The organism is Ancylomarina sp. 16SWW S1-10-2 (genome assembly GCF_009669305.1).
Classification (GTDB): Bacteria; Bacteroidota; Bacteroidia; order Bacteroidales; family Marinifilaceae; genus Ancylomarina.
In genome coordinates this window covers 21,316-46,906 of sequence record NZ_SADB01000011.1, presented here as the reverse complement: position 1 = coordinate 46,906, position 25,591 = coordinate 21,316, and the positions used below count along the sequence as shown (strand labels likewise).

At 34.3% G+C, this 25,591-nt stretch carries 22 protein-coding genes and 2 tRNA genes; 13 read left to right on the top strand and 11 right to left on the bottom strand.

Features of this window, described 5'->3' with window-relative positions:
* Positions 1–39 precede the first annotated feature (39 nt).
* Positions 40–420, top strand: coding sequence for a S46 family peptidase (locus EMN46_RS20425; RefSeq protein WP_368667530.1), 381 nt, complete (start codon positions 40–42; stop codon positions 418–420).
* 1,142 nt (positions 421–1,562) lie between these two features.
* Here the strand turns inward: EMN46_RS20425 and EMN46_RS10755 are convergent.
* Positions 1,563–2,036 carry a DUF5675 family protein gene (locus tag EMN46_RS10755; protein ID WP_154200809.1) on the bottom strand — a complete coding sequence of 158 codons (474 nt, stop codon included), beginning with the start codon at positions 2,034–2,036 and terminating at the stop codon, positions 1,563–1,565.
* A 124-nt stretch (positions 2,037–2,160) separates the two neighbouring features.
* Between EMN46_RS10755 and EMN46_RS10750 the strand changes: the two genes are divergently transcribed.
* Together EMN46_RS10750 and EMN46_RS10745 are read left to right on the top strand one after the other, a co-directional pair.
* Positions 2,161–2,406, top strand: a complete 246-nt coding sequence (locus EMN46_RS10750; RefSeq protein ID WP_154200808.1) for a hypothetical protein — start codon at positions 2,161–2,163, stop codon at positions 2,404–2,406.
* 77 nt (positions 2,407–2,483) lie between these two features.
* Complete coding sequence (locus EMN46_RS10745) at positions 2,484–3,107, top strand: DUF6266 family protein (protein ID WP_154200807.1); 624 nt, start codon at positions 2,484–2,486, stop codon at positions 3,105–3,107.
* A 159-nt stretch (positions 3,108–3,266) separates the two neighbouring features.
* Here EMN46_RS10745 and EMN46_RS10740 read toward each other — a convergent pair.
* A tRNA-Ser gene (locus EMN46_RS10740) sits at positions 3,267–3,354 on the bottom strand.
* A gap of 235 nt (positions 3,355–3,589) precedes the next feature.
* Between EMN46_RS10740 and EMN46_RS10735 the strand changes: the two genes are divergently transcribed.
* On the top strand, positions 3,590–5,224 hold the full coding sequence (locus EMN46_RS10735; protein ID WP_154200806.1) for an ABC-F family ATP-binding cassette domain-containing protein: 1,635 nt from the start codon (positions 3,590–3,592) through the stop codon (positions 5,222–5,224).
* Between the two features lie 707 nt (positions 5,225–5,931).
* On the opposite strand, the gene gap is transcribed toward EMN46_RS10735, so the two are convergent.
* Both gap and EMN46_RS20225 read right to left on the bottom strand, forming a co-directional pair.
* Positions 5,932–6,939 (bottom strand): type I glyceraldehyde-3-phosphate dehydrogenase, encoded by a 1,008-nt coding sequence (gap, locus tag EMN46_RS10730; RefSeq protein WP_154200805.1) that lies wholly within the window; start codon positions 6,937–6,939, stop codon positions 5,932–5,934.
* A 220-nt stretch (positions 6,940–7,159) separates the two neighbouring features.
* A complete protein-coding gene (locus EMN46_RS20225; RefSeq protein ID WP_255447784.1) occupies positions 7,160–7,288 on the bottom strand; it encodes a hypothetical protein in 129 nt (42 codons plus the stop codon).
* Positions 7,289–7,548: 260 nt separating this feature from the next.
* Here EMN46_RS20225 and EMN46_RS10725 point away from each other — a divergent pair, with 260 nt between their 5' ends.
* A complete protein-coding gene (locus tag EMN46_RS10725; RefSeq protein ID WP_195715243.1) occupies positions 7,549–9,246 on the top strand; it encodes a BamA/TamA family outer membrane protein in 1,698 nt (565 codons plus the stop codon).
* Positions 9,247–9,722: 476 nt separating this feature from the next.
* Here the strand turns inward: EMN46_RS10725 and EMN46_RS10720 are convergent, their stop codons facing one another.
* Both EMN46_RS10720 and EMN46_RS10715 read right to left on the bottom strand, forming a co-directional pair.
* A complete protein-coding gene (locus EMN46_RS10720) occupies positions 9,723–10,292 on the bottom strand; it encodes a hypothetical protein (RefSeq protein ID WP_154200803.1) in 570 nt (189 codons plus the stop codon).
* Between the two features lie 49 nt (positions 10,293–10,341).
* Positions 10,342–11,100 carry an SDR family NAD(P)-dependent oxidoreductase gene (locus EMN46_RS10715; protein ID WP_154200802.1) on the bottom strand — a complete coding sequence of 253 codons (759 nt, stop codon included), beginning with the start codon at positions 11,098–11,100 and terminating at the stop codon, positions 10,342–10,344.
* A 341-nt stretch (positions 11,101–11,441) separates the two neighbouring features.
* Here EMN46_RS10715 and EMN46_RS10710 point away from each other — a divergent pair, with 341 nt between their 5' ends.
* From EMN46_RS10710 to EMN46_RS10695, 4 genes are all read left to right on the top strand, one after another.
* Entirely contained in the window at positions 11,442–13,598 is a 2,157-nt protein-coding gene (locus EMN46_RS10710) for an AIR synthase related protein (RefSeq protein ID WP_154200801.1), read from the top strand.
* Between the two features lie 135 nt (positions 13,599–13,733).
* Positions 13,734–14,453 carry a bifunctional demethylmenaquinone methyltransferase/2-methoxy-6-polyprenyl-1,4-benzoquinol methylase UbiE gene (gene ubiE / locus EMN46_RS10705; RefSeq protein WP_368667524.1) on the top strand — a complete coding sequence of 240 codons (720 nt, stop codon included), beginning with the start codon at positions 13,734–13,736 and terminating at the stop codon, positions 14,451–14,453.
* 51 nt (positions 14,454–14,504) lie between these two features.
* Complete coding sequence (locus EMN46_RS10700; protein WP_154200800.1) at positions 14,505–15,224, top strand: porin family protein; 720 nt, start codon at positions 14,505–14,507, stop codon at positions 15,222–15,224.
* Between the two features lie 27 nt (positions 15,225–15,251).
* Positions 15,252–16,814, top strand: coding sequence for an NAD(P)/FAD-dependent oxidoreductase (locus tag EMN46_RS10695; protein WP_154200799.1), 1,563 nt, complete (start codon positions 15,252–15,254; stop codon positions 16,812–16,814).
* A gap of 64 nt (positions 16,815–16,878) precedes the next feature.
* On the opposite strand, the gene EMN46_RS10690 is transcribed toward EMN46_RS10695, so the two are convergent.
* Positions 16,879–16,951: transfer RNA gene (locus tag EMN46_RS10690), tRNA-Trp, on the bottom strand.
* 246 nt (positions 16,952–17,197) lie between these two features.
* Here EMN46_RS10690 and EMN46_RS10685 point away from each other — a divergent pair.
* Entirely contained in the window at positions 17,198–17,635 is a 438-nt protein-coding gene (locus EMN46_RS10685; RefSeq protein ID WP_154200798.1) for a (4Fe-4S)-binding protein, read from the top strand.
* 48 nt (positions 17,636–17,683) lie between these two features.
* Here the strand turns inward: EMN46_RS10685 and raiA are convergent, their stop codons facing one another.
* The 4 genes from raiA to EMN46_RS10665 all read right to left on the bottom strand — a co-directional run bounded on the left by raiA (position 17,684) and on the right by EMN46_RS10665 (position 21,176).
* Complete coding sequence (gene raiA, locus EMN46_RS10680) at positions 17,684–17,971, bottom strand: ribosome-associated translation inhibitor RaiA (protein ID WP_154200797.1); 288 nt, start codon at positions 17,969–17,971, stop codon at positions 17,684–17,686.
* A gap of 260 nt (positions 17,972–18,231) precedes the next feature.
* Positions 18,232–18,864, bottom strand: a complete 633-nt coding sequence (locus tag EMN46_RS10675) for a hypothetical protein (protein ID WP_154200796.1) — start codon at positions 18,862–18,864, stop codon at positions 18,232–18,234.
* Between the two features lie 60 nt (positions 18,865–18,924).
* Positions 18,925–20,130, bottom strand: coding sequence for a sodium:calcium antiporter (locus EMN46_RS10670; protein ID WP_154200795.1), 1,206 nt, complete (start codon positions 20,128–20,130; stop codon positions 18,925–18,927).
* Between the two features lie 239 nt (positions 20,131–20,369).
* Complete coding sequence (locus EMN46_RS10665; protein WP_154200794.1) at positions 20,370–21,176, bottom strand: hypothetical protein; 807 nt, start codon at positions 21,174–21,176, stop codon at positions 20,370–20,372.
* A 378-nt stretch (positions 21,177–21,554) separates the two neighbouring features.
* Here EMN46_RS10665 and EMN46_RS10660 point away from each other — a divergent pair, with 378 nt between their 5' ends.
* Genes EMN46_RS10660 through EMN46_RS10650 form a run of 3 tightly spaced genes read left to right on the top strand, consistent with a single transcriptional unit; the run spans position 21,555 to position 25,538 of the window.
* Entirely contained in the window at positions 21,555–21,947 is a 393-nt protein-coding gene (locus EMN46_RS10660) for a ferredoxin (RefSeq protein WP_154200793.1), read from the top strand.
* A 21-nt stretch (positions 21,948–21,968) separates the two neighbouring features.
* Positions 21,969–23,759 (top strand): NADH-ubiquinone oxidoreductase-F iron-sulfur binding region domain-containing protein, encoded by a 1,791-nt coding sequence (locus EMN46_RS10655; protein ID WP_154200792.1) that lies wholly within the window; start codon positions 21,969–21,971, stop codon positions 23,757–23,759.
* A 12-nt stretch (positions 23,760–23,771) separates the two neighbouring features.
* Positions 23,772–25,538, top strand: a complete 1,767-nt coding sequence (locus tag EMN46_RS10650; RefSeq protein WP_154200791.1) for an NADH-dependent [FeFe] hydrogenase, group A6 — start codon at positions 23,772–23,774, stop codon at positions 25,536–25,538.
* Positions 25,539–25,591: the final 53 nt, after the last annotated feature.

Here is a 25,591-nt window from a genome sequence, read left to right as displayed (position 1 = left end):
GCAGACGAAGGAATGTGGTTAGCTCAGATCAATTAATCGATATATCAAAAACTAACCGAATTGGGGTTAGAAATTGACCCCAATCTATTGCTAAATATCAAAGATTCTGACTGTTTGAGTAGATCTGTTGTATATTTTAATGGAAGTTGTTCTGGTGTTATTATATCCCCCAAAGGATTATTAATGACCAACTATCATTGTTGTTCTCCTCAAATATTAGATAAAATTCCTAATTACAAAGAAACTCTTGAAAAGCTAGGAAATATGGCGTTCTCTCTTCGGTCTTCTGCAAAAAGTCCGCCAGGGGTTTCCAAAATCCTCCTGATCACTATCGAGATGGCTGCTCCACTGTTTCTAAACCGCATTTTATCTACTTTTAATCTAAAGAGGTTTCTCAGTCAACAGGCATTTGTCACCTAAAGTTGCTATGTTAATATGATATTTCGGGGTCTCACTTTTTTGTTGAGGCTCCGAATAATTTTTATCCAGTATTTTTATATTATCGCAACCCTGTCATACTTTTTTCACTCCGTCCTTCATCGTTTACAGCAATTCTCAGCCCTTTTGTCTCGTGCTTGGTTATCTATGTTAATGTGTTTTTAAGAATAGGGTAGTGGTTCGTAAATCAGTTTTTTTTACCCCAACCAAAATACACCAGTCAAAAGTTCCTCCATTGCTCACTTTGGGCTCGCCTGCTAGGTCGGCCGCTATCGGTTTTTGTCATCTTTTTTGAGAGGCCACGGACAGAACTTACGATTCGTAAAATAGAGCTACCTCCACCATTAATGATTAAATATTGTGAATGTTGAACTATAGATTTTTAGACTCTCTTCAAAGTAATATCACCGCATATTTTAACTCCATCGTAAGCTCTTTACCTACGCGCATGGGCCAAGGGCAATTACTTTCCCAATATGTTTTATGATTATAATTTGATTTAATAGGGGATAAAACATGCCTCGACTTGCCCTCCACCCATTTCCAACCACCCTGCCTCAAAAAAACCGCCAAAAACCGCTGGCTGGCAATCACAAGTTCCTTGTTTTTCTTGCCAGTCACGGCCTCCCACTCGCAGGCGGCTCGCACCTATTATCAAACTCCGACTCAAAAACCACCAACAAACCCCACCACCACCCATTTTTAATGCAGGCATTAAAAACAAAAAGAAATGGAAAATTAGCAGTAATGTTTAAAGTAGAGTTTGTTATTTGATCTTTAAGACTTTTTGACTTTAACCTTTATCCTTATCCTCTTTAACCTTACTTTTTAGATATATCCATATTTTCCTTCTACCTGATAAACAAGGTATTTCCTTATCAGTAGCAGGTGGAATCTTTTTTTCTTACGCACAAGCTTTTTATCGCTATCAGCAAGTCAAGGTCAAGCCTCCGGTTTTATCCGATTTTTTTCTAAAAATCACATCTAATAGCTCACATCTAAATCAAAATAATCCGATAAAAACCTTGACAGGGTAGCCCGCACATCGGAAAATATTAAGATGTTTAACAGGAAGAAGCAAAAGATCTGTAGTTGAAGATTATTCTCTTTGATGAGGCAATAAATTAAATCGTGTTGATGTGTGGAGTCGGAGCATTGATGATTTCCAGAATAATTTGTTTTCCTTGTTTTTCAGCCTCAGCAATTTTAAAATTAAGCTCTTTTTCCAGGCTACCTTGAATAACCTGATTGCTTATTCGATGTTTGGCGATTAAAATGCATCCTTCTGTATCGAAATGTCTATTCCCTCCATGAAAACGAATGCCATTAAATTGGATACCCAAAGCATTCACACTTCCATCACTTTGATTAAAAATCAATGTCATTACTCTTTTATGCTTCGGACTGAAATTTAGTTTGACTTGATATTGATAGGCAGGTAATGCAGTATGACCTTTCACCTTGATACCAAAAGCTCGAACGGTATCTTCCAAAGTGTAGCCAAAAAAGTGACCATCGATATACATTTTCCCTATTGTGGTTTGACTAGTGAATTCTTCCCGAATAATCCTCAGATATAAAATATCATGTTCTTTCATAATTAGATAATTATACAATTTGATGTAGTTGAGTGTAATGCGCTGTAAATCAATATTGTCGTGGTGTTTTTTGACTTTAATATATGTATTTTAAATCTATGTTTAACCCTTAAAATCATTGAAAATGAAAAATATACCTTCTTTTTTGATTGGCACGGCATCAACTATGGGCATAGCAGAATCCATTGGAATTCAGCCCGACGTTCTTGATGCGGCACAAAGTATTCCACTTGACAGCACTGAAGCTGTAGTTTCAGTTGTTGGTGGTACCATCTCGACAATAGTCATTGCTATATTAAAGCGACTATGGGCGAAAAAAGATAGAAATCGTGATCGCAAAAAGCGTGAACATAAAGACAAAAAGGAGTAAGGTCAAGTAGGTACCTGCTCTGTATCTGTCTCAATTCTATGTTAACTAATTATTTACTAACCCAAATTTTAAATGTCATGGGAAAATACAATCAAGGGATCCTGGGCCCATTCACAGGAAAAGTTGGCTCCATAGTGGGCAGCTCATGGAAAGGCGTGAATTATATCAAATCGCTTCCTGGTCCAAATGCTTCGAATACCGAAGCTCAGCAAAAACAGAGAAGCCGGTTTAAATCGGTTGTCAGTTTAGCCTCATCATTGCTATCAAGTCTGATCCGTCCAGTTTGGAATTTAGTCAGTGGCAAAATGACTGGTTACAATTTGTTTGTGAAAACCAATATGCCTGCTTTTGATGAAAGTGGCACTTTGGTAAATTATTCTGATTTTCATGCATCGGTGGGAAGTTTAGCACTTCCTGTGAATTTATCTATTCAGGATGATGCAGATGTTGCATCTGGTATAGAAATGTCTTGGAAAGATGAAAGTGATACGGGTATCGGTAATGCCGATGACAAACTGCATCTTTTGGTGATTACTGACGAAAAGGTTCATATTTTGAATACAACTTCAGTTCGTTCTGATCAGTCGGCTGAAATTACTTTGCCAGTTGCAGCTGGTAGTATTCATTTGTATGTGTTTTTTGGAACAGCTGAAGGGAGTCAATTTTCTGCAGATTCTCACTCAGAAATTATTCTTTCTTAGAATTTTTCTTAATTAAAATTCTTTAAGCTGCTACGTTTTACGTAGCAGCTTTTTGTTTTTGGTGTTATAAAGCGAGAAAATTGTTACACCTATGTTACACCTGAGGGCAAATAGAATAAAAAAAGCAGCATTTAAAAATGCTGCTTTGCTTGTAAACACTGGCGGAGAGAGAGGGATTCGAACCCCCGGTACCTTGCGGTACACATGCTTTCCAAGCATGCACAATCGGCCACTCTGTCATCCCTCCAATTGTTCAGACAACAAAAGTAGAAGAATAATTGGCTTTAAAAAACTATAATGGATAGAAAACTGATAAAGAATAGGTGGATATACCAGTTTTATCGTTATTGAAGTATCTTCTATGTAAAAAAGGTGTTCTTTAACAAGGATATTGACTATCTCTTATATCTTTGCAGCTTTAAAATAAATAGGACTAGCAAAATATGATTTAATCTATTTTAGTTAGTTGAAAATTAAGAAGAATGGTTTCAGTTGATGGTTTGGCGGTAGAGTTTGGTGGCACTACCTTATTTAAAGATATTTCCTTTGTTATAAACGAGAAGGACAGAATTGCACTTATGGGGAAAAATGGTGCTGGTAAGTCGACTCTGCTAAAGATTATAGCAGGAGCAGACAAACCTACTCGTGGTCGAATTGGAGCGCCTAAAGATGCTGTAATTGCCTATTTGCCTCAACATTTAATGACTGACAATACTCGAACCGTATTTGAGGAAGCTTCTCAAGCTTTTGCGAAGATCTTTGAGATGGAGAAAGAGATAGAGGATATTAACTTACAAATGGGCTCTCGAACTGATTACGAATCGGAAGAATATTATCAGTTAATTGAACGCGTTTCAGCATTAAGTGAAGTTTTTTATTCTATTGAGGAGATTAATTACGATGCAGAGGTTGAGAAAACACTTTTGGGGCTTGGGTTCAAGCGTGAGGACTTTACGCGTCCAACTTCTGAGTTCAGTGGTGGATGGAGAATGCGTATCGAGTTAGCAAAAATTCTTTTGCGTCAACCCGATCTTATACTTCTCGATGAGCCAACCAATCACTTGGATATTGAATCGATTCAATGGCTTGAGAATTTTTTGATGAATTCGGGGAAAGCCGTGATTGTAATATCTCACGACCGTGCTTTTGTTGATAATATAACGACTCGTACCATTGAGGTGACTATGGGGCGTATTTACGATTATAAAGTTAATTATTCGGAGTATTTGGAGTTGAGAAAAGACAGACATCTTCATCAGCAAAAAGCTTATGAAGAGCAGCAACGAATTATTGCCGATAACCAGGCTTTTATCGATCGCTTTAAGGGAACATACTCTAAAACGAATCAAGTGTCGTCTCGAGAGAAGATGCTCGAAAAAATGGAAATTGTTGAGATTGATGAGGAAGACACTTCTTCTTTACGCTTGAAATTTCCACCATCACCTCGTTCAGGTAACTATCCTGTTATTGCTGATGGTTTAGGTAAAACATACGGTGAAAACGTTGTTTTTGCAGATGCTAAATTTACGATTGAGCGTGGCGAAAAAATAGCTTTTGTTGGTCGAAATGGAGAGGGGAAATCGACTTTGGTAAAAGCCATAATGGATGAGATTGATTATACAGGAGATCTAACATTGGGACATAATACCATGATTGGTTATTTTGCTCAAAATCAAGCTTCCCTATTGGATGAAAACCTAACTGTTTTCCAAACGATAGATGATGTTGCCGTAGGTGATATCAGAACTAAGATTAGGGATATGTTGGGCGCCTTTATGTTTGGAGGTGAAAACTCAACTAAGAAAGTAAAAGTTCTTTCTGGTGGAGAGCGTACACGTTTAGCTATGATTAAGCTTTTGCTTGAACCAGTTAATCTTTTAATTCTCGATGAGCCAACTAATCATCTAGATTTAAAAACCAAGGATATCCTTAAAGAAGCTTTATTAGCCTTTGATGGCACGTTGATACTTGTATCTCACGATAGAGATTTTCTAAATGGATTGGTAAGTAAGGTGTACGAATTTGGTAACAAGAAAGTGAAAGAGCATTTGTGTGGTATTTCAGAATTTCTTGAAACGAAGAAAATGGAACATCTTACAGATTTAGAGGTTAAATAGATTTCTATTATATAAAGATATTAAGCTTGTGGAATTATTTCTGCAAGCTTTTTTTATTTGTTTTGAAATGAAAACTTTTACGAAAAGCTTATTTGCAAGCTATAAAGATGTTCGCTAGGTGTAACTGAAAAAGCTATAAGTTTATCCATACTAACATCCCTAACTAAATTAAAAAGTGAGATAAGTTTTAATATTTTAAAGGAAAGCTCGGAGAGCTGAAAGTATGGCAATAGAATTATAATACAAATATTGAAAAAAAATTGTAAGCTTGGTGAGAGATAATGAAATCAAGCCATTTTTTTATGAGTTAGGAGTATTGCACCTAAGGAGATCTAAAAACAAGAACTAAACGAATTCCATACTAACATTTCTAACGGATCTAAAAGAGAGAGAAGTCTAAATAATTTAAGAAAAGCTCAGAGAGCTGACAGTATGGTAACAATATTATAATACACATAAAAAAAAAGTCCCTTAGGGACAATAGATGAAAATGTTGAAGTAAATAGCACAAAGTCTCATCGTGGCTATTTAAAGGCTAGAATGGTTGAAAATTATTAATACAAGCGCTTCCCTTTGCTGATTGGATAGAGTAAAATTATCATGCCAAAATTCTTGGTGATCATATCTTACGAACTATTGGTATAAATTAGAGCAAAAAAAAGATTGTCAATTAAGACAATCTTTTTTGAAATATTGTGATCAGTAAATTATTTTACTGAATCCATATATTGAATTAATTCACATACTTTAGTAGAATATCCCATTTCGTTATCATACCATGAAACTACTTTCACGAATGTTGGAGACAATTGGATACCAGCTTTAGCATCGAAGATAGAAGTACGAGTATCTCCAGTAAAGTCGTTAGATACAACCATATCTTCAGTATATCCTAGAATACCTTTTAATTCGTTTTCAGAAGCTTCTTTCATTGCTGCACAAATAGCTTCGTAAGTAGTTTCTGTTTCTAAACGAACAGTTAAATCTACTACAGATACATCAGGTGTAGGAACACGGAAAGACATACCAGTTAATTTACCGTTAAGAGCAGGAATTACTTTACCTACAGCTTTAGCAGCACCAGTAGAAGAAGGAATAATATTTTGACCAGCTCCACGTCCACCTCTCCAGTCCTTGTTCGAAGGGCTGTCAACAGTTTTTTGAGTAGAAGTTGTTGCGTGAACAGTTGTCATTAAACCTTCAATAATACCAAACTTGTCATTCAACACTTTAGCTACAGGAGCTAAACAGTTAGTAGTACAAGAAGCGTTAGAAACGAAAGTTACATCACTAGTGTATTCTTTGTTGTTTACACCCATTACGAACATTGGTGTGTCATCCTTAGGAGGAGCAGACATAACAACTTTTTTAGCACCAGCATCGATATGACCTTGAGCACGTTCTTTTGTTAAGAAAAGACCTGTAGACTCAACTACATATTCTGCATTTACAGCACCCCAATTAATGTCAGCTGGATTTCTTTCAGCAGTAACACGTATAACATTTCCGTTTACGATTAACTGACCATTTTTAACTTCAACATCACCGTTGAATTTACCATGAGTTGAATCATATTTAAGCATGTAAGCCATATAATCCACATCAATAAGGTCGTTAATAGCTACTACTTCCATATTTTCTTGAGCAACAGCTTGACGGAATACGAAACGTCCGATACGTCCAAATCCGTTGATACCAATTTTAATCTTTGACATTGTGTATAAAGTTTTAATTTATAAACCCTTTGTTTCTTGAATGGCAAAAATAGAGAAATTATTGTGAAAATGAGTGGTAAACATGAAAAAAATACACGAGCATCTTAATTTTGGGGATGAGTCTTCCTGTTGTCATTCAGGATGTTACTCAAATTTCCAACGATTGCAATTGGATGTAAAAATGCAAAAAAAAATCCCTTTCAATAGGGATTTTAATCTTTTATACTGTCTTTGATGTTTTTTGCATTTCAACTTTTGAGTATGCAGGACATTTTTTGTCAACAGAACAAGAACTTAAAATGGTTCCTACAAAAAGGAGTAGGCATAATGCATAAATTAGTTTTTTCATAGTCTTATTTATTTTCGAATCAGATTTCAAATTTAATATTTATAGCTTATACTCATAGGTATTATAAGAAAAAATAAAATAATTTTGTTCAATAATTGGCAAAAGATAATGATATTCTTGTAACTATAGAAATTATCATTCATTTTTGAAGATTATTTAGTTATTTAGATTTTAGTTAATTTTTTGTTTTAGCCCATATGACCACTTTCAAATTAAATTTTTTTATTCTGCTAAAAATCAGTTTGTTTTTGGTTATATTCATGTTAAAACCTATTGGTTTACTCTCTCAACCTAAGGCTTATCGTTTAAAACTGAAAGGAAGTGAATTACCCATTTTTAAAAAGCAAGCTAGAGATGTACAGCGATATCGTTTTGATAGTGAAACGATATTGATGGATAAACTAGAGCATTTAAAATCATTCTTTATTGAGAAAGGGTTTTTAGAAACAAGTGTAGATAGTACATATCAAACTGCTGATACAATTTTTGCAATTTTTCATATTGGAAAACCATATCAATGGGAAAAAGTGAGTTTTCTTTTAGATTCAAAAGTTCCGGATTATCATTTAGATGTCAATTCTTTTGATGGATTTTCTTTATTAGATGGTGAAAGTGAGCAAGTATCAATTTTGGAGTATTATATAAATCATGCGCATCCTTTTGCAACAATCAAAGTTTCTGATATTGAAATTGATAATGGTAAAATTAGTGGAACTTGTTTACTTCGTCCAAATCAAAAAGTTGTTTGGGATACGATGTTTACAAGAGGTAATGCAACCGTAAATTCGAAGTTTATTGAGAATTATTTAGATATAAAGGTAGGGGAAGATTATAGTGAACACAAATTTGAAAGTATTTCCCAGTTAATATCCAAACTTGATTTTGTGTCAGAAATTAAACCATCAGAGCTTGAGTTTTTCGATGGCTTAGCCAAGGTTCACAATTACTTGAAAAAACAATCAGCTAATCGATTTGATGGAATTATAGGTTTCCAGAATAATAGTGAAACAGATAAACTGGAATTTATAGGAGAGATTAATCTTTCTTTACTCAACTCTTTTCATAGGGGGGAATTAATTCAATTTAATTGGGAAAAGTTGGAGGAAAGTAGTCAAAATTTGAACATCGTGTTTCAATATCCTTACATCTTTAATTCCAAGTTAGGAACTGATTTTTCCTTTCAACTCTTAAAACAAGATTCAACTTATGTGAACACAAATTTAAGACTTGGTTTAGATTTTAAGGGAAGTAGTGATGGTGGTGTTAAGTTGTTTTATCAGTTAAAGTCATCTAGTTTAATTTCTTCTAAACAGTACGTAGGTTCAAATGTATTGCCCGATTTTGCAGATTCTAAATCTAACTTATTGGGATTTCAATATGAATACGAGAATTTGGATAGAAAATATAATTCTCATAAGGGATGGTATTGGAATCTTAATGCAGCTGGAGGTGAAAATAAGATTAAAAAAAACATTAATATTCCAGACGAATTGTATGATGGCGTAGATTTAAAAACAAAAGTATTTGAAGGTTCCTTAGATCTTAAAAATTATATTCCACTGGCGTCAAAATTCGTATATCACTGGCAAATTATGGCTGCTTTGATGAGTCGTGTCAATTATTTCGAAAATGATTTGTATCGTTTGGGAGGTTTGAAGAGTATCAGAGGTTTTAATGAAGATTCCTTTAGAGCTTCAAAATATGTGATTGGGAGACAAGAATTTCAGTTTATCCCAAGTCGCAATACAAGCATTTATCTCTTTTACGATATGGCATGGTACGAAAAAGAAGTACAAGAAACTAAAACATCTGATAAACCGATGGGATATGGCTTTGGATTTAATTTTTCTGCCGGAACAGGCTTGTTTACGCTTAACTATGCTCTAGGTAAACAAGATGGAGAAACTGCCAATTTAAAATTTGCAAAAATTCACTTTGGCTTTATTGCTAAGTTTTAAATCTTAGACGATTCCCGAAAATAAAGAGTATTGTGCAAGCCCCACCTAACCCGCTCTTGCATATTTGTAATATGCAGGTTTCGAGTTTGGGATCTGTGATCCCCGTTTACACTTTAGTTGATTCACCTAAAATATCGGCTGTAGTACAAGCCAAATAAGAAGCACGAGCTAATCCTATAAGGCAGCTTAAAAGTGCTATATGTTTAATGTGTTGCTTTTTGATTGTTATACATGGAGGACTTTGTCTATACGCCTAAATACAAATAACCTGCTCCTGCATATTTGTAATATGCAGGTTTAGAGTTGGGGATCTGTGATCCCCGTTTTACACCTTAGTTTATTTACCTAAAATAACGGCTATAGTACAAGCAAAAGAAGAACCATAAGCTAGCCCTATGAGGCAGCTTAAAAGGGCTAAATGTTTAATGAGTTTCATTTTTGTATTGTTTGGGTAGTCAAAAACATTAATCCTTATTTTAAATTGTGTTTGTTTTATGTCTTACTTGATTAATGATATAATAGCAAAAGATAATACTCAGTAAAGTAAGTGCAGAGCATGTCATAACTGATAAATCGTGAGTCAAGTAAATTTTTAAGCCAAATATGAGCAGGATAGCAACAAGAACCCCCACAGCGAGAGCAGAAAACATATTTTGGATATTTTCGGTACTAGCCTCATTTCCGATTTTTTCTATCTCATCAGTATTTACTTTGAAATGAAGCATGGCTTCATTAAACGCTTCGGTTTCTTTTTGAAAGTAAATTTTTGTATTGGTAGACAAAAATTGGCCCAAAGAACTGAATTTATATCGAGCAAAAAGGTTGTAGTCCATTCTTTCAACTTTAACGATATCAAGTTTAACAGTTGTCCTCCAATTTAAGGGATTAGGTGAGCTTATGGAGCCCCACCTTGATCCCTTTTTTAATGTCATTCCGTATGCATCCGCATCAATTAAAGTATATCCTCTTGTTTCGTAGTATTTAATAATATCTGAAACGAGTAGTTTTTTATTACGCTTAATATTACAATTGCTTATTTTTTCCATATTGCAATTTTGTTGATAACGAAAGATACTTAAAAGATTGATGTTTTTATTAATTACGGTTTACATCTCTTGCCGATGCTTGCGCTGATGGCATAATAAGAATATCGTTGATTGAGACATGATCTGGTCGGGTTGCAATAAATAACAATGTATCAGCAATGTCTTCAGCTTTTAACGGTTTAAATCCCTCATAAACTTGATCAGCTTTATTTTCATCACCTTTAAATCTAACAAGAGAAAATTCGGTTTCAACCATACCCGGAGCAATTGAGCTAACTCTAATGTTGTGAGGTAGTAAATCAATTCTCATACCTCTAGTAATAGCATCAACAGCATGTTTTGTTCCACAATATACATTGCCACCAGGGTAAACTTCTTTTCCTGCTACTGAAGTAATGTTCACAATTAATCCTTTTTTACGTTTTGTCATAAGTGGACTTACACATCGTGTTACATAAAGAAGACCTTTTACGTTAGTGTCAATCATGCGATCCCAATCATCAACTATACCTTGTTCAATTGGAGATACGCCAACAGCTAAACCCGCATTGTTGACTAAAACATCGATATTTTTCCATTTTTCAGGTAAAGAATTTATTGTTTTTTCAACTTCAGTAAAGTTTCGTACATCAAGACAAACACTTAAAACTTCACTTTTAGATATGTCTTTTATTTTTTGTGTAAGTTTTTCAAGATTTTTCTCACGTCTTCCGGCAATTATTAAGTCAAATCCATTTTCTGCCAATTTAATTGCACAAGCTTCACCTATTCCTGCTGAAGCACCTGTTATTAATGCTATTTTGTTCATTTAGTGTATTTTAATATGTTATCTTGAATTTGTCTTATCGGAGAACAATTAAGTTAAAACGAATTGTTTTCAGCCCTAAATTTAGAAACAAAGTATCTAATTACTATAAGGGTTCATTATTTTTTTATAAATTTAGTTAATCATCAAGCATGAGATAATACTTGTGTTGTAGTATTTTACGAATATGTGTAAGGATTTCGGTTGATTTTTTTTTGAGTATACATATTTTATAAAGGTGTAATTATTGACACAATACATTTGGAAACAGATGAAATGAACCATGGTTAATTTAGAATTAATATGGTGACTGCGATGTGCTATTAATATTAAATTAGAAACACATGAAAAATAAAGCGAATACACTGAAGGTTGCAGAAGAATTAGAATCTTATAAAGATTTTTTAGATTCAATTTCAATGAAATTTGGTCGAGAACTTAATGAATTAGAGTTGCTTATTTATGCTGCCATGTGGACCGAAAGAGTCTCTTATAAGACTTCTTATCAATGTGTGAAATATTTACCAACAACAGGTAATCGTGTTATTGTGGAAGCTATTACTGCAAATTCGGGTGCTGTCGATGTTGGTAACGATATGGTTTGTGTTTTCAAAATGGGTAGTCACAATCATCCTTCGGGAATTGATCCATATGAAGGTGCTGCGACATGTGTTGGTGATGTAATTCGTGATGTTGTATCTCTTGGTGCAAAGCCAATTATTTCCCTAAATTCATTGCATTTTGGTAATCAAAATCTTGATAGTACGCAATGGTTGATGGAGGAGGTAAAGAAAGGTGTTTACGATTATTCTTCTTTACAATACGTGAAGAATATTAGTAGTGAAATTCGCTTTAATTCTTGTTTCAATTCTAATCCTCTGGTAAATATTATGGTTGCGGGTCTTGTTCATAAGGATCATCTTATTTCGAAACGAGATATTCCTATTGGTAGTGCTGTGTTTATTGTTGGTAGTTTAACAGGTAATGATGGTGTCACAGTAGATGAAAATACGGGTTCTGTGGCAAAAAGTAATCCAGATTTAGCGAGTGCCATAGTAAAAACAGTTTTAGAATTAACTCAAGAGAATGCTTTATTGCATGTTGAAAATATGGATATTGCTGGCTTGGTGACTGCTTGTTCGGCAATTGGAGCTAAAAATGACTTTGGAATTGATATTGAGTTGAATAAGATTCCTTTAGCAGAAGAAAATTTGACTGTGGATCAAATTTTGTTGTCCAGAACACAAGAAAGATTGATGATTGTGGTTGACCAATCTAAAGTAGAAGATGTAAAAAACACGTTTAACAGATCGGAAGTTCTTTGTACTCAAATAGGAACGATTGTTGAAAATAAAATATTAACATTTTTTGATAACAAAGATGTGCTTGCAGAATTTTCTCCTGAAGATTTGGTTATGGGGTATGCCGCTCCTCAAGAAAATAAAGAATATGTTCCATCAAATGAAAGTAATTATTGCGATTTTTTGGAGACTATTCCTGAACCCGATGATTATTGGAAATTGATTAAACATCTTTTAAAAGATAAGAATATCGGTGTTAAATTACATATTCAATTACATAATCAAGTAGAAGAAAATCGTTCTCCTTCTGATGCAATTGTGTTGTATAATAAAGAATCAAAGCCTCTTTGTTTTACTGTTTCAGGTAATTCAAACTATTGCAATTCTAATAGCTATATAGGTACTCAAATAAATATGGCGATGGCTGTTCGTCGTATTTCATGTTCTGGCGGAAAAGCTATTGCAATTAACGATTGTTTAAATTTTGGTAGTTTGCTCAAGGGGAAGGTTTATGGTCAGTTAGTTGAAACTGTAGAAGGTTTAACCGAAGCTTGTAAGTTTTATGATATTCCCGTCTTAGGAGGAAATGTTAGCTTTTATAACGAAAGTACAGTTGAAGGTAATAGAATCTCTATTCAACCAACTCCTGTCATAGGAATGATGGGGATTTTAGACTCTCCTAAAGATCATACGTCATATATTTTTAGACAAAAAGGAGATATGATATTTCTTCTTGGGGAATCTCATAATGATATTGCAGGATCTCAATATCTACAGTGCATTAAAAAGGAAGTTCCATTGGGAATCCCTCATTTTTCACTTTACGAAGAGAGAAAAGTAAACGAATGTGTTCAAAAATTAATTAAGGAGAAATTGGTTGTTTCGGCACATAGTGTAGATGAAGGTGGTTTGTTCTTTAATTTAGTTGCATCCGGAATGGCATTGGGATTTGGTTTTGATATTACCTCGCCTGCCGAAGTGAGAAAAGATGCTTTCTTATTTGGAGAATCGCAATCAAGAATTGTTGTGTCCGTATCAATGGAGAATGAAGATGATTTTATTGATGCCATGATGGAGTCTGGTTTGCCATTCTCAACTTTAGGTCATGTGACTAAGGGCGAGTTGAGAATCGACGATATTCCTTTTGGCTTTATTGATGATTATAAAACCGATTTTCAGTTAAGTTCTCCTTTTGATTGATTAATAATCATGTAAATAAAGCGAGATTTGTATTCGGCTTGTCTCTACAATTAATATATTTGCGTTTGGTTTCTTAATTTTCGCATTAAGGAGAACCTTGTTATCCGATTTATTAACCTCAGAAAATATATTTTAGTGGTCAATCCATATAAAGATTTAGATAAGAGCAAGAAAGCTCAAGTTGCTTTAATGTTTAATAATATTGCTAGGAAATATGATTTTTTAAATCATTTTCTTTCTCTTGGTATCGATAAGTTGTGGCGTAAGAAAGCTATAAAACTACTTCGATCTCATCAACCTAAACGTATGCTTGACATTGCTACTGGTACTGGCGATTTTGCCATTGCTGCCTTAAAGCTTAATCCCGATTCCGTTGTTGGAATAGATATTTCAACAGAAATGTTAGCTGTGGGAAGAGAGAAAATTGCTAAAAAAGGACTAGAGCATAAAATTCAGCTCTTTGAAGGTGATTCTGAGAATATTCAATTCGAAAACGATTCATTTGATGCAATTACAGTAGCCTTTGGAGTACGTAACTTCGAACACCTTGAAAAGGGAATTAGAGAAATGCATCGTGTGTTGAATAAGGGAGGCAAGCTTGTTGTACTTGAGTTTTCGAAACCAAGAAAATTTCCTATTAAACAGATTTACAACTTCTACTTTTTTAAGATTTTACCTTTTTGGGGACGTCTTGTATCTAAGGACATATCAGCATATACGTATTTGCCAGAATCAGTGGAAAATTTTCCTGATGGTGATAAATTTTTGGAAATATGTAAAACTTGTGGTTTCGAATCAGTTTCAGAGCAACGACTAACTTTTGGTATTGCTTCGATATATATTGGAACTAAATAGAACAATATTATTTTGATAATAAAGTTATTTATTGAAACAACACTCTAAAGTTTGAAGAAAGCATTTATTATATTATTGCTCCTGTTTTTGTCTAGCTATCTTTTTTCACAAAAAGTGTATAGCCCTGGACGTATACTAAATAGTCAAGAGGTTGATCAGAAACGATTGCATTTTGGTTTTACTTTGGGCTTGAATATTATGGATTATGCTATTCGAAATTCAGCTAAGGATAATTGGAAAGCAGAGCAAGTGACTTTTTCTTCTGGTTTTTCAGTGGGCATTGTTTCTGATCTAAAATTGCATGAGGATTTTTCTTTGCGTTTTCAACCAGGTTTAGAGTTTGGTGAACGAACAATCCTATATTCAAACGATTATGATCTGTCTACTTATCCTGCAGAAACGACTATAGAGAGTGTTGTTATTAACTTGCCTTTATTGCTGAAATATAGAGCGAAAAGAATTAATAATTATCGTCCCTATTTAGTTGGAGGATTTAGTTATAAAATGGATGTTCAAGCTCCTACTAAGCTAGATATTGATGATGGCGTAATGGTTCGTTTAGAACCAAACTACTTTAGCTTGGAATTAGGAGCTGGTATTGATTTCTATTTACCCTATTTTAAGTTTGCAACTGAACTTAAATTATCTCTAGGTTTGCAAGATATTCTCAATCATAAACTTGATTCTGAGAATCCAGATGCAGATTTTTACACTTATTCTATGAGCAGAATGAGTTCGAATGTTGTTACCCTTTCATTTCATTTCGAATAAATACACTTACCCTTTATATATTATACTATGCTTACCGATATTAATTTGGTTTTAAGTCCGCGCGAAGCTTCGGAAGAACGTTTCTATAAACCTTTAGTGGCTAATAGTTTGAAAATTTATGCCTCGAGAATCACAGGAATCCAGCTTTTAAAACGATCTGTTGATGCACGACAAAGGAATATCAAGATGAACATGCGTTTTCGTGTTGCATATGATGAGGTATTTCCTGATATAAAATTGTCTGATTTTACTTATCAAGATGTTTCAGATAAAAAGAAAGTAATTGTTGTTGGCGCTGGGCCAGGAGGTTTGTTTGCAGCTCTTAGACTTATCGAATTAGGCTATTGCCCAATTGTATTGGAAAGAGGGAAATGTGTTGAAGATCGTAAGAAGGATTTGGCTGCTATTCATAAAGATAGAGTTATTAATCCAGATTCAAATTACAGTTTTGGAGAAGGTGGAGCGGGTACATTTTCAGATGGAAAGCTATATACTAGATCCAAAAAACGTGGTAACTTGAAGAAAATCCTAGAAGTTCTTCATTTTCATGGTGCTCAAGAAGATATTTTGATTGATGCTCATCCACATATAGGAACTGATGTATTGCCTAAGGTGATTGTAAAAATAAGAGAAAGTATTATTCAGGCTGGAGGAGAAGTTCGATTTTCGACAAAGGTTGATCATTTATTGGTAAAAGAAAATAAAATATTAGGCGTAAGAATTGAAAGTGGCGAAGAAATTAAGGCCGAATCAGTAATTCTTGCAACTGGTCATTCTGCTCGAGATATTTATTATCTTCTAGACTCACAAAAAATTGAGATTGAAGCTAAAACTTTTGCAATGGGAGTTCGAATAGAACATTCTCAAAATTTAATCGATCAAATTCAATATCATAACCCAGAAGGTCGTGGTGAATATTTACCAGCAGCAAGCTATAGTTTTGTGCAGCAAGTTGACGGTAGAGGTGTGTATTCATTCTGTATGTGTCCTGGTGGAGTAATTGTACCTGCTTCAACGGGTGAAAATCAACAGGTTGTTAATGGCATGTCATCATCACGAAGAAATACAGCTTTTGCGAATGCAGGAATGGCTGTAGAAATTATGGAAGATGATATAAATGAGTTTAAAGAGTTTGGTGCATTAGCTGGTTTAAAATTTCAAGAGAAGGTAGAGAAACTTTCATTCGAAAAAGGAGGAGCTGATTTAACAGCACCTGCTCAACGAATGGCAGATTTTGTTAACGGAATTCACAGTTCATATCTTCCTGATTCGTCTTACCAGCCAGGTTTAAAGAGTTCTGATTTGCATGAGTGGCTGCCAGAGAATATTCGATATCGTTTACAAGAAGGTTTTAAAGCCTTCGGAAAGAAATCTAAAGGCTTCCTCACTAATGAGGCTGTTATATTGGGAGTGGAGTCGAGAACGTCATCTCCTATAAGAATACCTCGTGATAATAAAAGTTTGCAGCATGTTCAAGTTGCTGGATTATTCCCATGTGGTGAAGGAGCTGGTTATGCGGGTGGAATTGTTTCTGCAGCTATGGATGGTGAGCGTTGCGCTGAAGCTTTTCACAATATGATGACCGAATAAAATACAGTAAAAAATTAAACAGAAAAAAGCCTTTTGAAGATATCTTCAAAAGGCTTTCTTTTTGCACGGGTGGAGAGACTCGAACTCCCGACACCTGGTTTTGGAGACCAGTGCTCTGCCAACTGAGCTACACCCGTCTGTAAACAAGTCATTTTTTTGTCTTGTCTGCGACAAAAGTAGGATAAATACTGATATCTGCAAGTGCTTTTGTTAAAGAAATAGAAAGAATTTGATGTTCGGTAGTCCCTAGTTTTGCTAGTGTTTTAAGGATGAGGTTTTTAGTTTGAAGATTTTTTTTTATAAATATCTAATGAATTTTTCATTTTTAAGTGTTAAATTATGAATTAGGTCGAATAGCTAATAATATCTAAATAATTACTGATATGAAAAATAAAAAAAAAGAGTACAGTAATGGTGAAATTACTGTTGTGTATCAAAGTGATTTATGTATTCATTCTGGAGTGTGTGCAAAGGGTTTAGCTTCGGTTTTTAAACCAGGAGAACAACCTTGGATAAAAATTAATGCTGCTACTAATGAGGAGATCATTAAACAAGTACAGAAATGTCCAACAAAGGCCTTATCATTTTATATTAATATACCAGAGAAAGAAAAGAGTGAGGAGCCTGTGGCAATTGAATCTGGATTAAAAGTAAAGGTTATACCAAAAGGTCCATTGATGATTGAAGGTCCAATAACTTTGATCAATACAAATGGGCAAAGAGAAATTAAACTAGGTGATACATTTTTCTGTCGTTGTGGTAAATCAAAGAATAAGCCATTTTGTGATGGAACACATAGAAAAATTGATTTTGAAGACTAAAAAAAAGCCCTGATAAGTGTATCAGGGCTTTCTTACTATACTAGAAGATTATTTTTCTTTATTTTTTAAGATCTGAGTTTTTAAAGCATCTGTAACAAGTTCTACAGCTGCTTCGAAAGAATTAGATTGTTTTGAAGCAAAAAGTTCATTCCCAGGAACGTTAATTTTTACATCAACAACCTTATTGGCTTTAGGATCTGAATTTTCAATATTTAATGTGACGTTATAATCACTAATATTACTATCAAACTTATTTAGTTTAGTTAACTTTTGATTGATGAAATCCTCAAGTTTTTTATCGGCTTTAAAGCCTACGGATTGTATTTTCATATTCATCACAGGTCCTCCTATATTTTAGTGCCCCTAAGAGCATGAGTTAATATTTCGTTAAATAGTAACTGATCAGTTGTAAAATGTGCACGTGTGGCTTGTAAATGCCGTTTTGATTAATCTTTCTGTCATGAAATTAGCTAAAATATTTCAATAAAGAAAGGCTTTAGGATGAATTATTATGATGTGAAATGTTAATAAATCCTAAGGTGCTTAGTATTAGAAGTAATAGCTGATAAGATATCCTGAAATATTTTTGTTGTAGCTTAATTTTTCTTTTCAACTTGTTTTCTAGTCACATAATTTAGGACATGGAAAAGTTGATCATCAAGAAAATAATTTTCAAAGTCAGCCATAATACTTTTAAAAAGTGGTAATGTCCAACCTTCCATTATTAACAACATATCTCCTAAGTCATGCTCAGCAATTTTAATTGGAATATAGACGGCTCTTTTGCCTGACTTCAGTTTATATTTTGTAATTGAGTCAGATTTGAAATTATCGATTTGTTCTCCAGAATTACAAATGTATTTTTTGCATCCTTTAAAATGGAAGTTTCCGCCGATGACATTGGTACCTGGGTAATTAAAAAAATCAATAATGAAATCAGCAACTTCTTTTTGAAAATCGTCACAGTTCTGATAGGATTCTAAGGCAACCTTATCTTTTATGATATCAAATTTTCTTGATAGTTTATAGGGAATAGAAAGAATAGAGTAAAAATAGACTCCAGTTATAACAGCTAGAAGTGTACCTAATATTGTTGACGGAATTTGCCATAGGCTTATTCCGAAAACTAATTCGACTCCGTACCACGACAATATAGACCAGACTATAATCCAAAAGCTCAATATTAATTGTAATGAGAATTTATAGATGATTTCGAATGAACTAAACATGATTGATAGAATTAGTGATTTGAATTTAAAGTTATGGCGGTAATTATCAAGTACAAAATTTTACCAACCAGAAGTAATATAATCTGCTAGTCTCTGAAGATGTTCTCCAAGACCATTAGGTTGTCTGAGATATTGAATAAAAGAGCCTGAGGCTTGTGATAGTAATGAATTACTACCAGAATAATACTCGGCAGCACCAATTGCGTATAAAATAAATATAGTGTAAAGAAGACCTAAAAAGACGACATGACGCTTTTTTAGAATGGTACTAAAGTAAAAAATGGCAATTGTTATAAGTGTTACAATTAATAAAACGATTCGGATATCAACTAAGGTTGAACCAGCTTCAGAGAATTCGATCTTTTGTCCGGTGAATAATAAAAATAAAGCTAGTGGAAGTCCTAAGCTAATTGAGATGTCAAAAATATTAGATCCTAAGATGTTTGATAAAGAGTCGTCGTAGTTCCCTTTTTTTGCATCTCGAATAGAAATGATAGTGTCTGGTACACTGCTAGCGGCTGCAATTAATATTAATGCTACAAAAAGAGGGTTAATTCCTAGTGAGTTTGAAATACCTTTACAGCCTTCCACTAATCCAGAACAAGCTACTGCAATAATAAGAGTGGATCCTACTAAGAGTAACCAACTTCTACGCTTCCTTCCTGTTCCTGTTTTTAATACATATTTTAAATATTTTCCTTGTTCACTATCGTCATTATGATCACTTGACTGTGGTTCTGGGTTTTTACCTTTTTTCATTGATAAGAAGGTGTAAGCTAGGTATATGAGGTAGAATAAAGTGAAAGCCCAACCGTGCCAATGTGTAATGTATTTACTAGAAAGGAGTACGATAAGTAGAAGTTCTGCAGTAATAAGAAATAAGCCATCTCGAATAACAACTTTTTTGCTGATTTTTAGACCAACTACGCCAGGAACTGTTGCAATAACTGTTCCTATTACTAGCATGGGTATGGCAATACTATTGAATATGGCCGAACCGGTATTACCACCAATACTAGCAGCTAAGTCACGAGCTAAATTGGCATGAGTAGCAAAGATTAAGAAAAAGACAGTTGTTAATAGTTCTGGAATTGATGATCCAATGGCATTTAAGGAAGCTCCTTTAACGCCTTCGCTCATATTTCGACCTAGATAGTCTGTTGCCACCTCAAATATATTGCACGATTTTGCAATTATAAGAGAGCAGATTATCATTAAGGTTAACCCACCGTACCAAGTGTGAAAAATGAGATTGAAAATATCCATGTTTTATAGTAATAGATGTATTCTGAGTTTGTTCTATTTGTACCCCGAAATTAATGGTAATTTTTTTATTAAAATGAGGAAAAAGAATATTTAAATACTTTGAATTAGTCTTTTTTACAAACCTCTATTTTAGAGTGATTTATTATAACAGTTCGTTTATCAATCAAAATCACAGTCGAGCCAAATTGTAATGTTTGTCCTTATTTTATTATTTACAGCTGAATTCATAACGTAGTTTGTTAACTATCGCAGGGGAGGTAGTAATCTTTCATAGGATTTATTAAAAGTATGGGATTAGAATATGTATTCATATAGTGTTTAATTTTTGATGAATTATACCTTGGAAAAAGAATGCCTTCTGTTTTATCAGTCATTAAAATCACAAGGTCAGACTCTTGAGTTGTTGATGTTTTAAAGGCTTCCTCGTTAATACTTTTGCTAGGTAATTTAGATTTGTGAATTTTATATTCAAAAATAAATTGTGAGAACATCTTTTTTGTGAATGCTAACGTGTTTCTAATTGTTTTCATGGATACATCTTCCTTCTCATTGGCTAGAATAAGTTGAACGACTGAATTGTTGAATCGACCAAAATAACTTGCCCAAATCATTTTCTCTTTCGATTCCTTTTTATGATCTATAGGTAGGATAATATTTGAATAATCGGTATTGCTCGAAGTGTTTCTACTAATTAGTAATGATGGAATTTTTGCTTTTAGTATCCAGGAGAATATGTTGTTCTTCAAAAACAACTTGAAATCCGTTTTATTGTTAATTTCTATGATTAGGAAAATAATGTTGAGTTTTTCAATGCTTTTGTTTGGTTCTTCTTTCGTGTTGTCTAGTGTAATTGTATTAACATGCTCTAATTTTGATATATAAGCCTCAATATCGGTCTGTTCTATTTTGTTTTTTGAGAAAGGAGAAGTCGAGATTAAGACTTTAGATTTAAATATGTTGGCGATTTTTAGAGCATGATTTAAAGCTTTTTTGTTTGGTTCTAATTCTTGAATTAGAAGTAATATATTTTGATTTTTTTTATACATCTACTAAAGAAAAAAGAGTTTAATAAGAAGAAAGCGTATTGATATGGGTGACTATATTTTTAATGATTGAAAGTTACGAATTAAGATAATAATTGATACTTAATATTTTTTTTAAATTGAAGGATTATTCAGCTTTTATGAATTTCAAACTCCAATTCAGGTGTTATATATTAGTAACTAGTGCTCTTAGAGAAGGGAAATGTAGTGTGTAAATATGGAAAGCTTTTGGCTTTTTTGTATCTTTAGTTACAAGGCAGAGTGCACAAATTAACCTACTATGGAATATCTCTATAAAATGAATGGCATGTTTCTCTAAAAGTTATAATAAACGAGAATATGATCACGATAATATAATTCGAACCTTAAACATTTGAGATTATGGCAAAAGTAAAATCTCTTACAGATCTAAAGAAAATAAAAGAAAATTTTCAGATGAAAATGGATCTTATAGCAAAGTGTGATGCTCCAGATAGTATGTTCCAAGTTAAAATTGCTATGGCTACTTGTGGTATTGCTTCTGGTGCAAAAGAGGTGATGAATTACTTTATTGAAGAATGTTCCAAGAGAGGAATTTTAGCCCTTGTTACTCAAACAGGATGTATGGGCTATTGTTATGCAGAACCAACCATCGAAGTGACTTTGCCGGGTGAAGAACCTATCGTTTTTGGAGATGTTGATTTAAAAAGAGCTAATGAAATTATTGAGAAGTATATTAAGAATGGTGAATTGGTTGATGGAATTATTCCTGTAAACTATAATACTATTGACTAATATTTAAACCTAATCGCTGTTATGGGAAAGTATAAAATGCATATTCTTATTTGTAGTGGAGCAGGTTGTAGAGCATCTGCAAGTGAGCTTATTCAAAATAAGTTTGAACTTGTACTTAAAGCTAAAGGTCTTGAGAATGAAGTTCAGGTAGTGACTACAGCTTGCTTTGGCTTTTGTGAAAAAGGGCCAATCGTAAAAATTCTTCCCGATAACACCTTTTATATTGAAGTGAAGCCTGAAGATGCTGAAGAAATTATTGAGGAGCATATTATTAAAGGTCGACAGGTATCACGTTTACTTTACGCCGCTACTATTAATAAAGAAGTTGTAAGTAATGCCCAAAATAGTGGTCTCCATAAGAAACAGATTCGTGTTGCTCTTAGAAATTGTGGATTTATTGATCCCGAAAATATTGAGGAATATATTGCTCGTGATGGTTATAGCGCATTAGGGAAGTGTTTCGAAATGTTACCACAGACTGTTGTTGATGTGATTAAAGAATCTGGTTTACGCGGACGTGGAGGAGGAGGGTTTCCAACTGGCTTGAAGTGGGAGATTGCTTCTAAATACAAAGCTGATCAAAAATATGTGGTTTGTAATGCTGATGAGGGAGATCCAGGCGCATTTATGGATCGTTCTATACTCGAAGGAGATCCGCATTCGGTACTTGAGGCAATGGCTATTTGTGCATACTCAATAGGTGCTGACCAAGGTATTATATATGTACGAGCTGAATATCCACTTGCTATTGAACGTTTGAAAGTAGCAATTAATCAAGCTCGGCAGTATGGTTTGTTGGGGAATGATATTTTAGGTTCGGGTTTCAATTTCGACGTTGAGATGCGTTATGGTGCTGGAGCTTTTGTTTGTGGTGAAGAAACGGCTTTGATTTATTCCATGGAAGGACTTCGTGGTGAACCAACAATAAAACCTCCTTTCCCAACGGAATCAGGATATAAGGGTAAGCCAACGAATGTAAATAATGTGGAGACTTTTGCTAATATTCCTGTTATTATCAACAAAGGTGCTAAATGGTTTAGTTCTATCGGAACTGAAAAATCAAAAGGAACTAAGGTTTTTGCTTTGGCAGGAAATATTAATAATGTTGGACTTATTGAAGTTCCTATGGGGACAACACTTCGAGAAGTAATTTACGAAATTGGTGGTGGTATTAAAGATGGAAAAAAATTCAAAGCTGTTCAAACTGGTGGCCCTTCTGGTGGTTGTTTAACAGAGAAGCATCTCGATACACCAATCGATTTTGATAACCTTCTGGCAGCTGGCTCTATGATGGGATCGGGTGGTATGATTGTTATGGATGAGGATGATTGTATGGTTTCTATGGCGAAATTCTATATCGAATTTTCAGTTGAGGAATCCTGTGGCAAATGTACACCTTGTCGTATTGGTAATAAGCGTCTTTATGAAATATTAGATAAGATTACTAAAGGCGAAGGAACTCTAAACGATTTAGATTTATTGCGTAATTTAAGTGGTGTAATTAAAGATACTTCTCTTTGCGGATTGGGACAAACGTCTCCAAATCCAGTTTTGTCTACTCTTGATAATTTCTACGATGAGTATATCGCTCATATTGTAGATCATAAATGTCCTGCAGGACGATTTAAGGCTTTATTGCAATATGCTATAAATCCTGAACTTTGTGTTGGTTGTACGCTTTGTGCCAAGAATTGTCCGGTGAATTGTATTTCTGGAGAACGAAAAAAAGCTCATGTTATCGATTTTGAAAAATGTATTAAGTGTGGTGCTTGTATGGATGCCTGTAAATTTAATGCCATTAGTATACAATAAGGAGGCTTAGAAATGGAACAAATGATAAAGTTAACCATTGATAATAAAGATATAGAGGTTGTCCAAGGAACTACTATTCTTGAGGCGGCTAAAATAATTGGTGTTGATATACCAACGCTTTGTTATATGCACCTTGAGGATTTGGATATTGAGCATAACCCAGGTGGATGTCGTATTTGTGTTGTCGAAGTTGAGGGAAGAAAAAATCTAGCATCTTCGTGTAATACAAAATGTGTGGCTGGAATGAATATCAAAACGCACTCCATGAGAGTTTTAAATGCCCGTAAAACAGTCATGGAATTAATACTTTCTGATCATCCAGCCGATTGTTTGGTTTGTGCAAAATCAGGAAACTGTGATTTGCAGACTATGGCTAATAATTTAGGTGTTCGTGAGATTCATTATAAAGGTGAACAGTCAACTTATAGGGTAGATTATTCTCCATCTATTATTCGTGATATGGATAAGTGTATCATGTGTCGTCGTTGCGAAACAATGTGTAATGTGGTGCAAACAGTAGGTGCGCTTTCTGCAATTAATCGTGGCTTTGAAACAGTTGTGTCACCTGCTTTCGAGATGAATCTTGAGAAATCGCCTTGTACTTATTGCGGACAATGTGTTGCTGTATGTCCCACTGGAGCTCTTACCGAGAAGGATCATACCAATCATTTGATTGGAGATCTTGCAGATCCTAATAAAACTGTTATCGTTCAAACGGCTCCTGCTGTAAGGGCAGCTCTTGGCGAAGAATTTGGAATGGTACCGGGAATATTGGTAACGGGCAAAATGGTTGCTGCACTTCGTAACTTAGGTTTCGATAGAGTATTTGATACTGACTTTGCTGCCGATCTTACTATTATGGAGGAAGGTACTGAGTTGCTCCAACGGCTTGATGCGTTTTTAAAAGGCGATAAAAAGGTGAAACTTCCTATTTTAACCTCATGTTGTCCAGCTTGGGTTAATTTCTTTGAACATCACTTTCCGGATATGAAAGATATTCCTTCAACAGCTCGTTCACCTCAGCAAATATTTGGTTCTATTGCTAAAACTTATCTGGCAAATAAAATGGGTATCAAGCGTGAGGATATGACTGTTGTTTCTGTTATGCCTTGTTTGGCTAAAAAATATGAATGTCAGCGTGATGAATTTAAAGTTGATGGTGATCCAGACGTAAACTATTCTATCACAACACGGGAATTAGCTAACTTGATTAAACAAGCCAATATGGACTTTGTTACGCTTCCTGATGAGGATTTTGATAACCCCTTGGGAGAGTCAACAGGTGCTGGTGTCATTTTTGGTATTACAGGTGGCGTTATTGAGGCTGCAATTCGTACAGCTTATGAGATTTATACAGGAAAAACACTAGAGAAGGTAGACTTTGTTTCTTTTCGTGGTATGGAAGGTGTTCGTAGTGCTAAAGTCGATTTTAATGGACTCGAGTTAAACATTGGTATTGCTCATGGTTTGGGTAATGCTCGTAAGCTTCTTGAAGAAATCAGAGATGGTAAATCTCAATATCATGCTATTGAAATTATGGCTTGTCCTGGCGGCTGTATTGGAGGGGGAGGCCAACCGTTGCACCACGGTGATGCCTCTATTATAGCTAAACGTGCTGCAGCTCTTTATCGCGAAGATGCTGGTAAGGCAATTCGTAAATCGCATGAAAATCCGTATATCATTAAATTGTACGAAGAGTTCTTAGGTAAGCCTTGTGGTGAATTGTCGCATAAACTACTACATACTCACTATTTCGACAGAAAGGATGTAATCGAATAGTTTAAGTAAATATGAGATCGTAAATATGAGAATTTAGATGTGAGTTTTTAGAT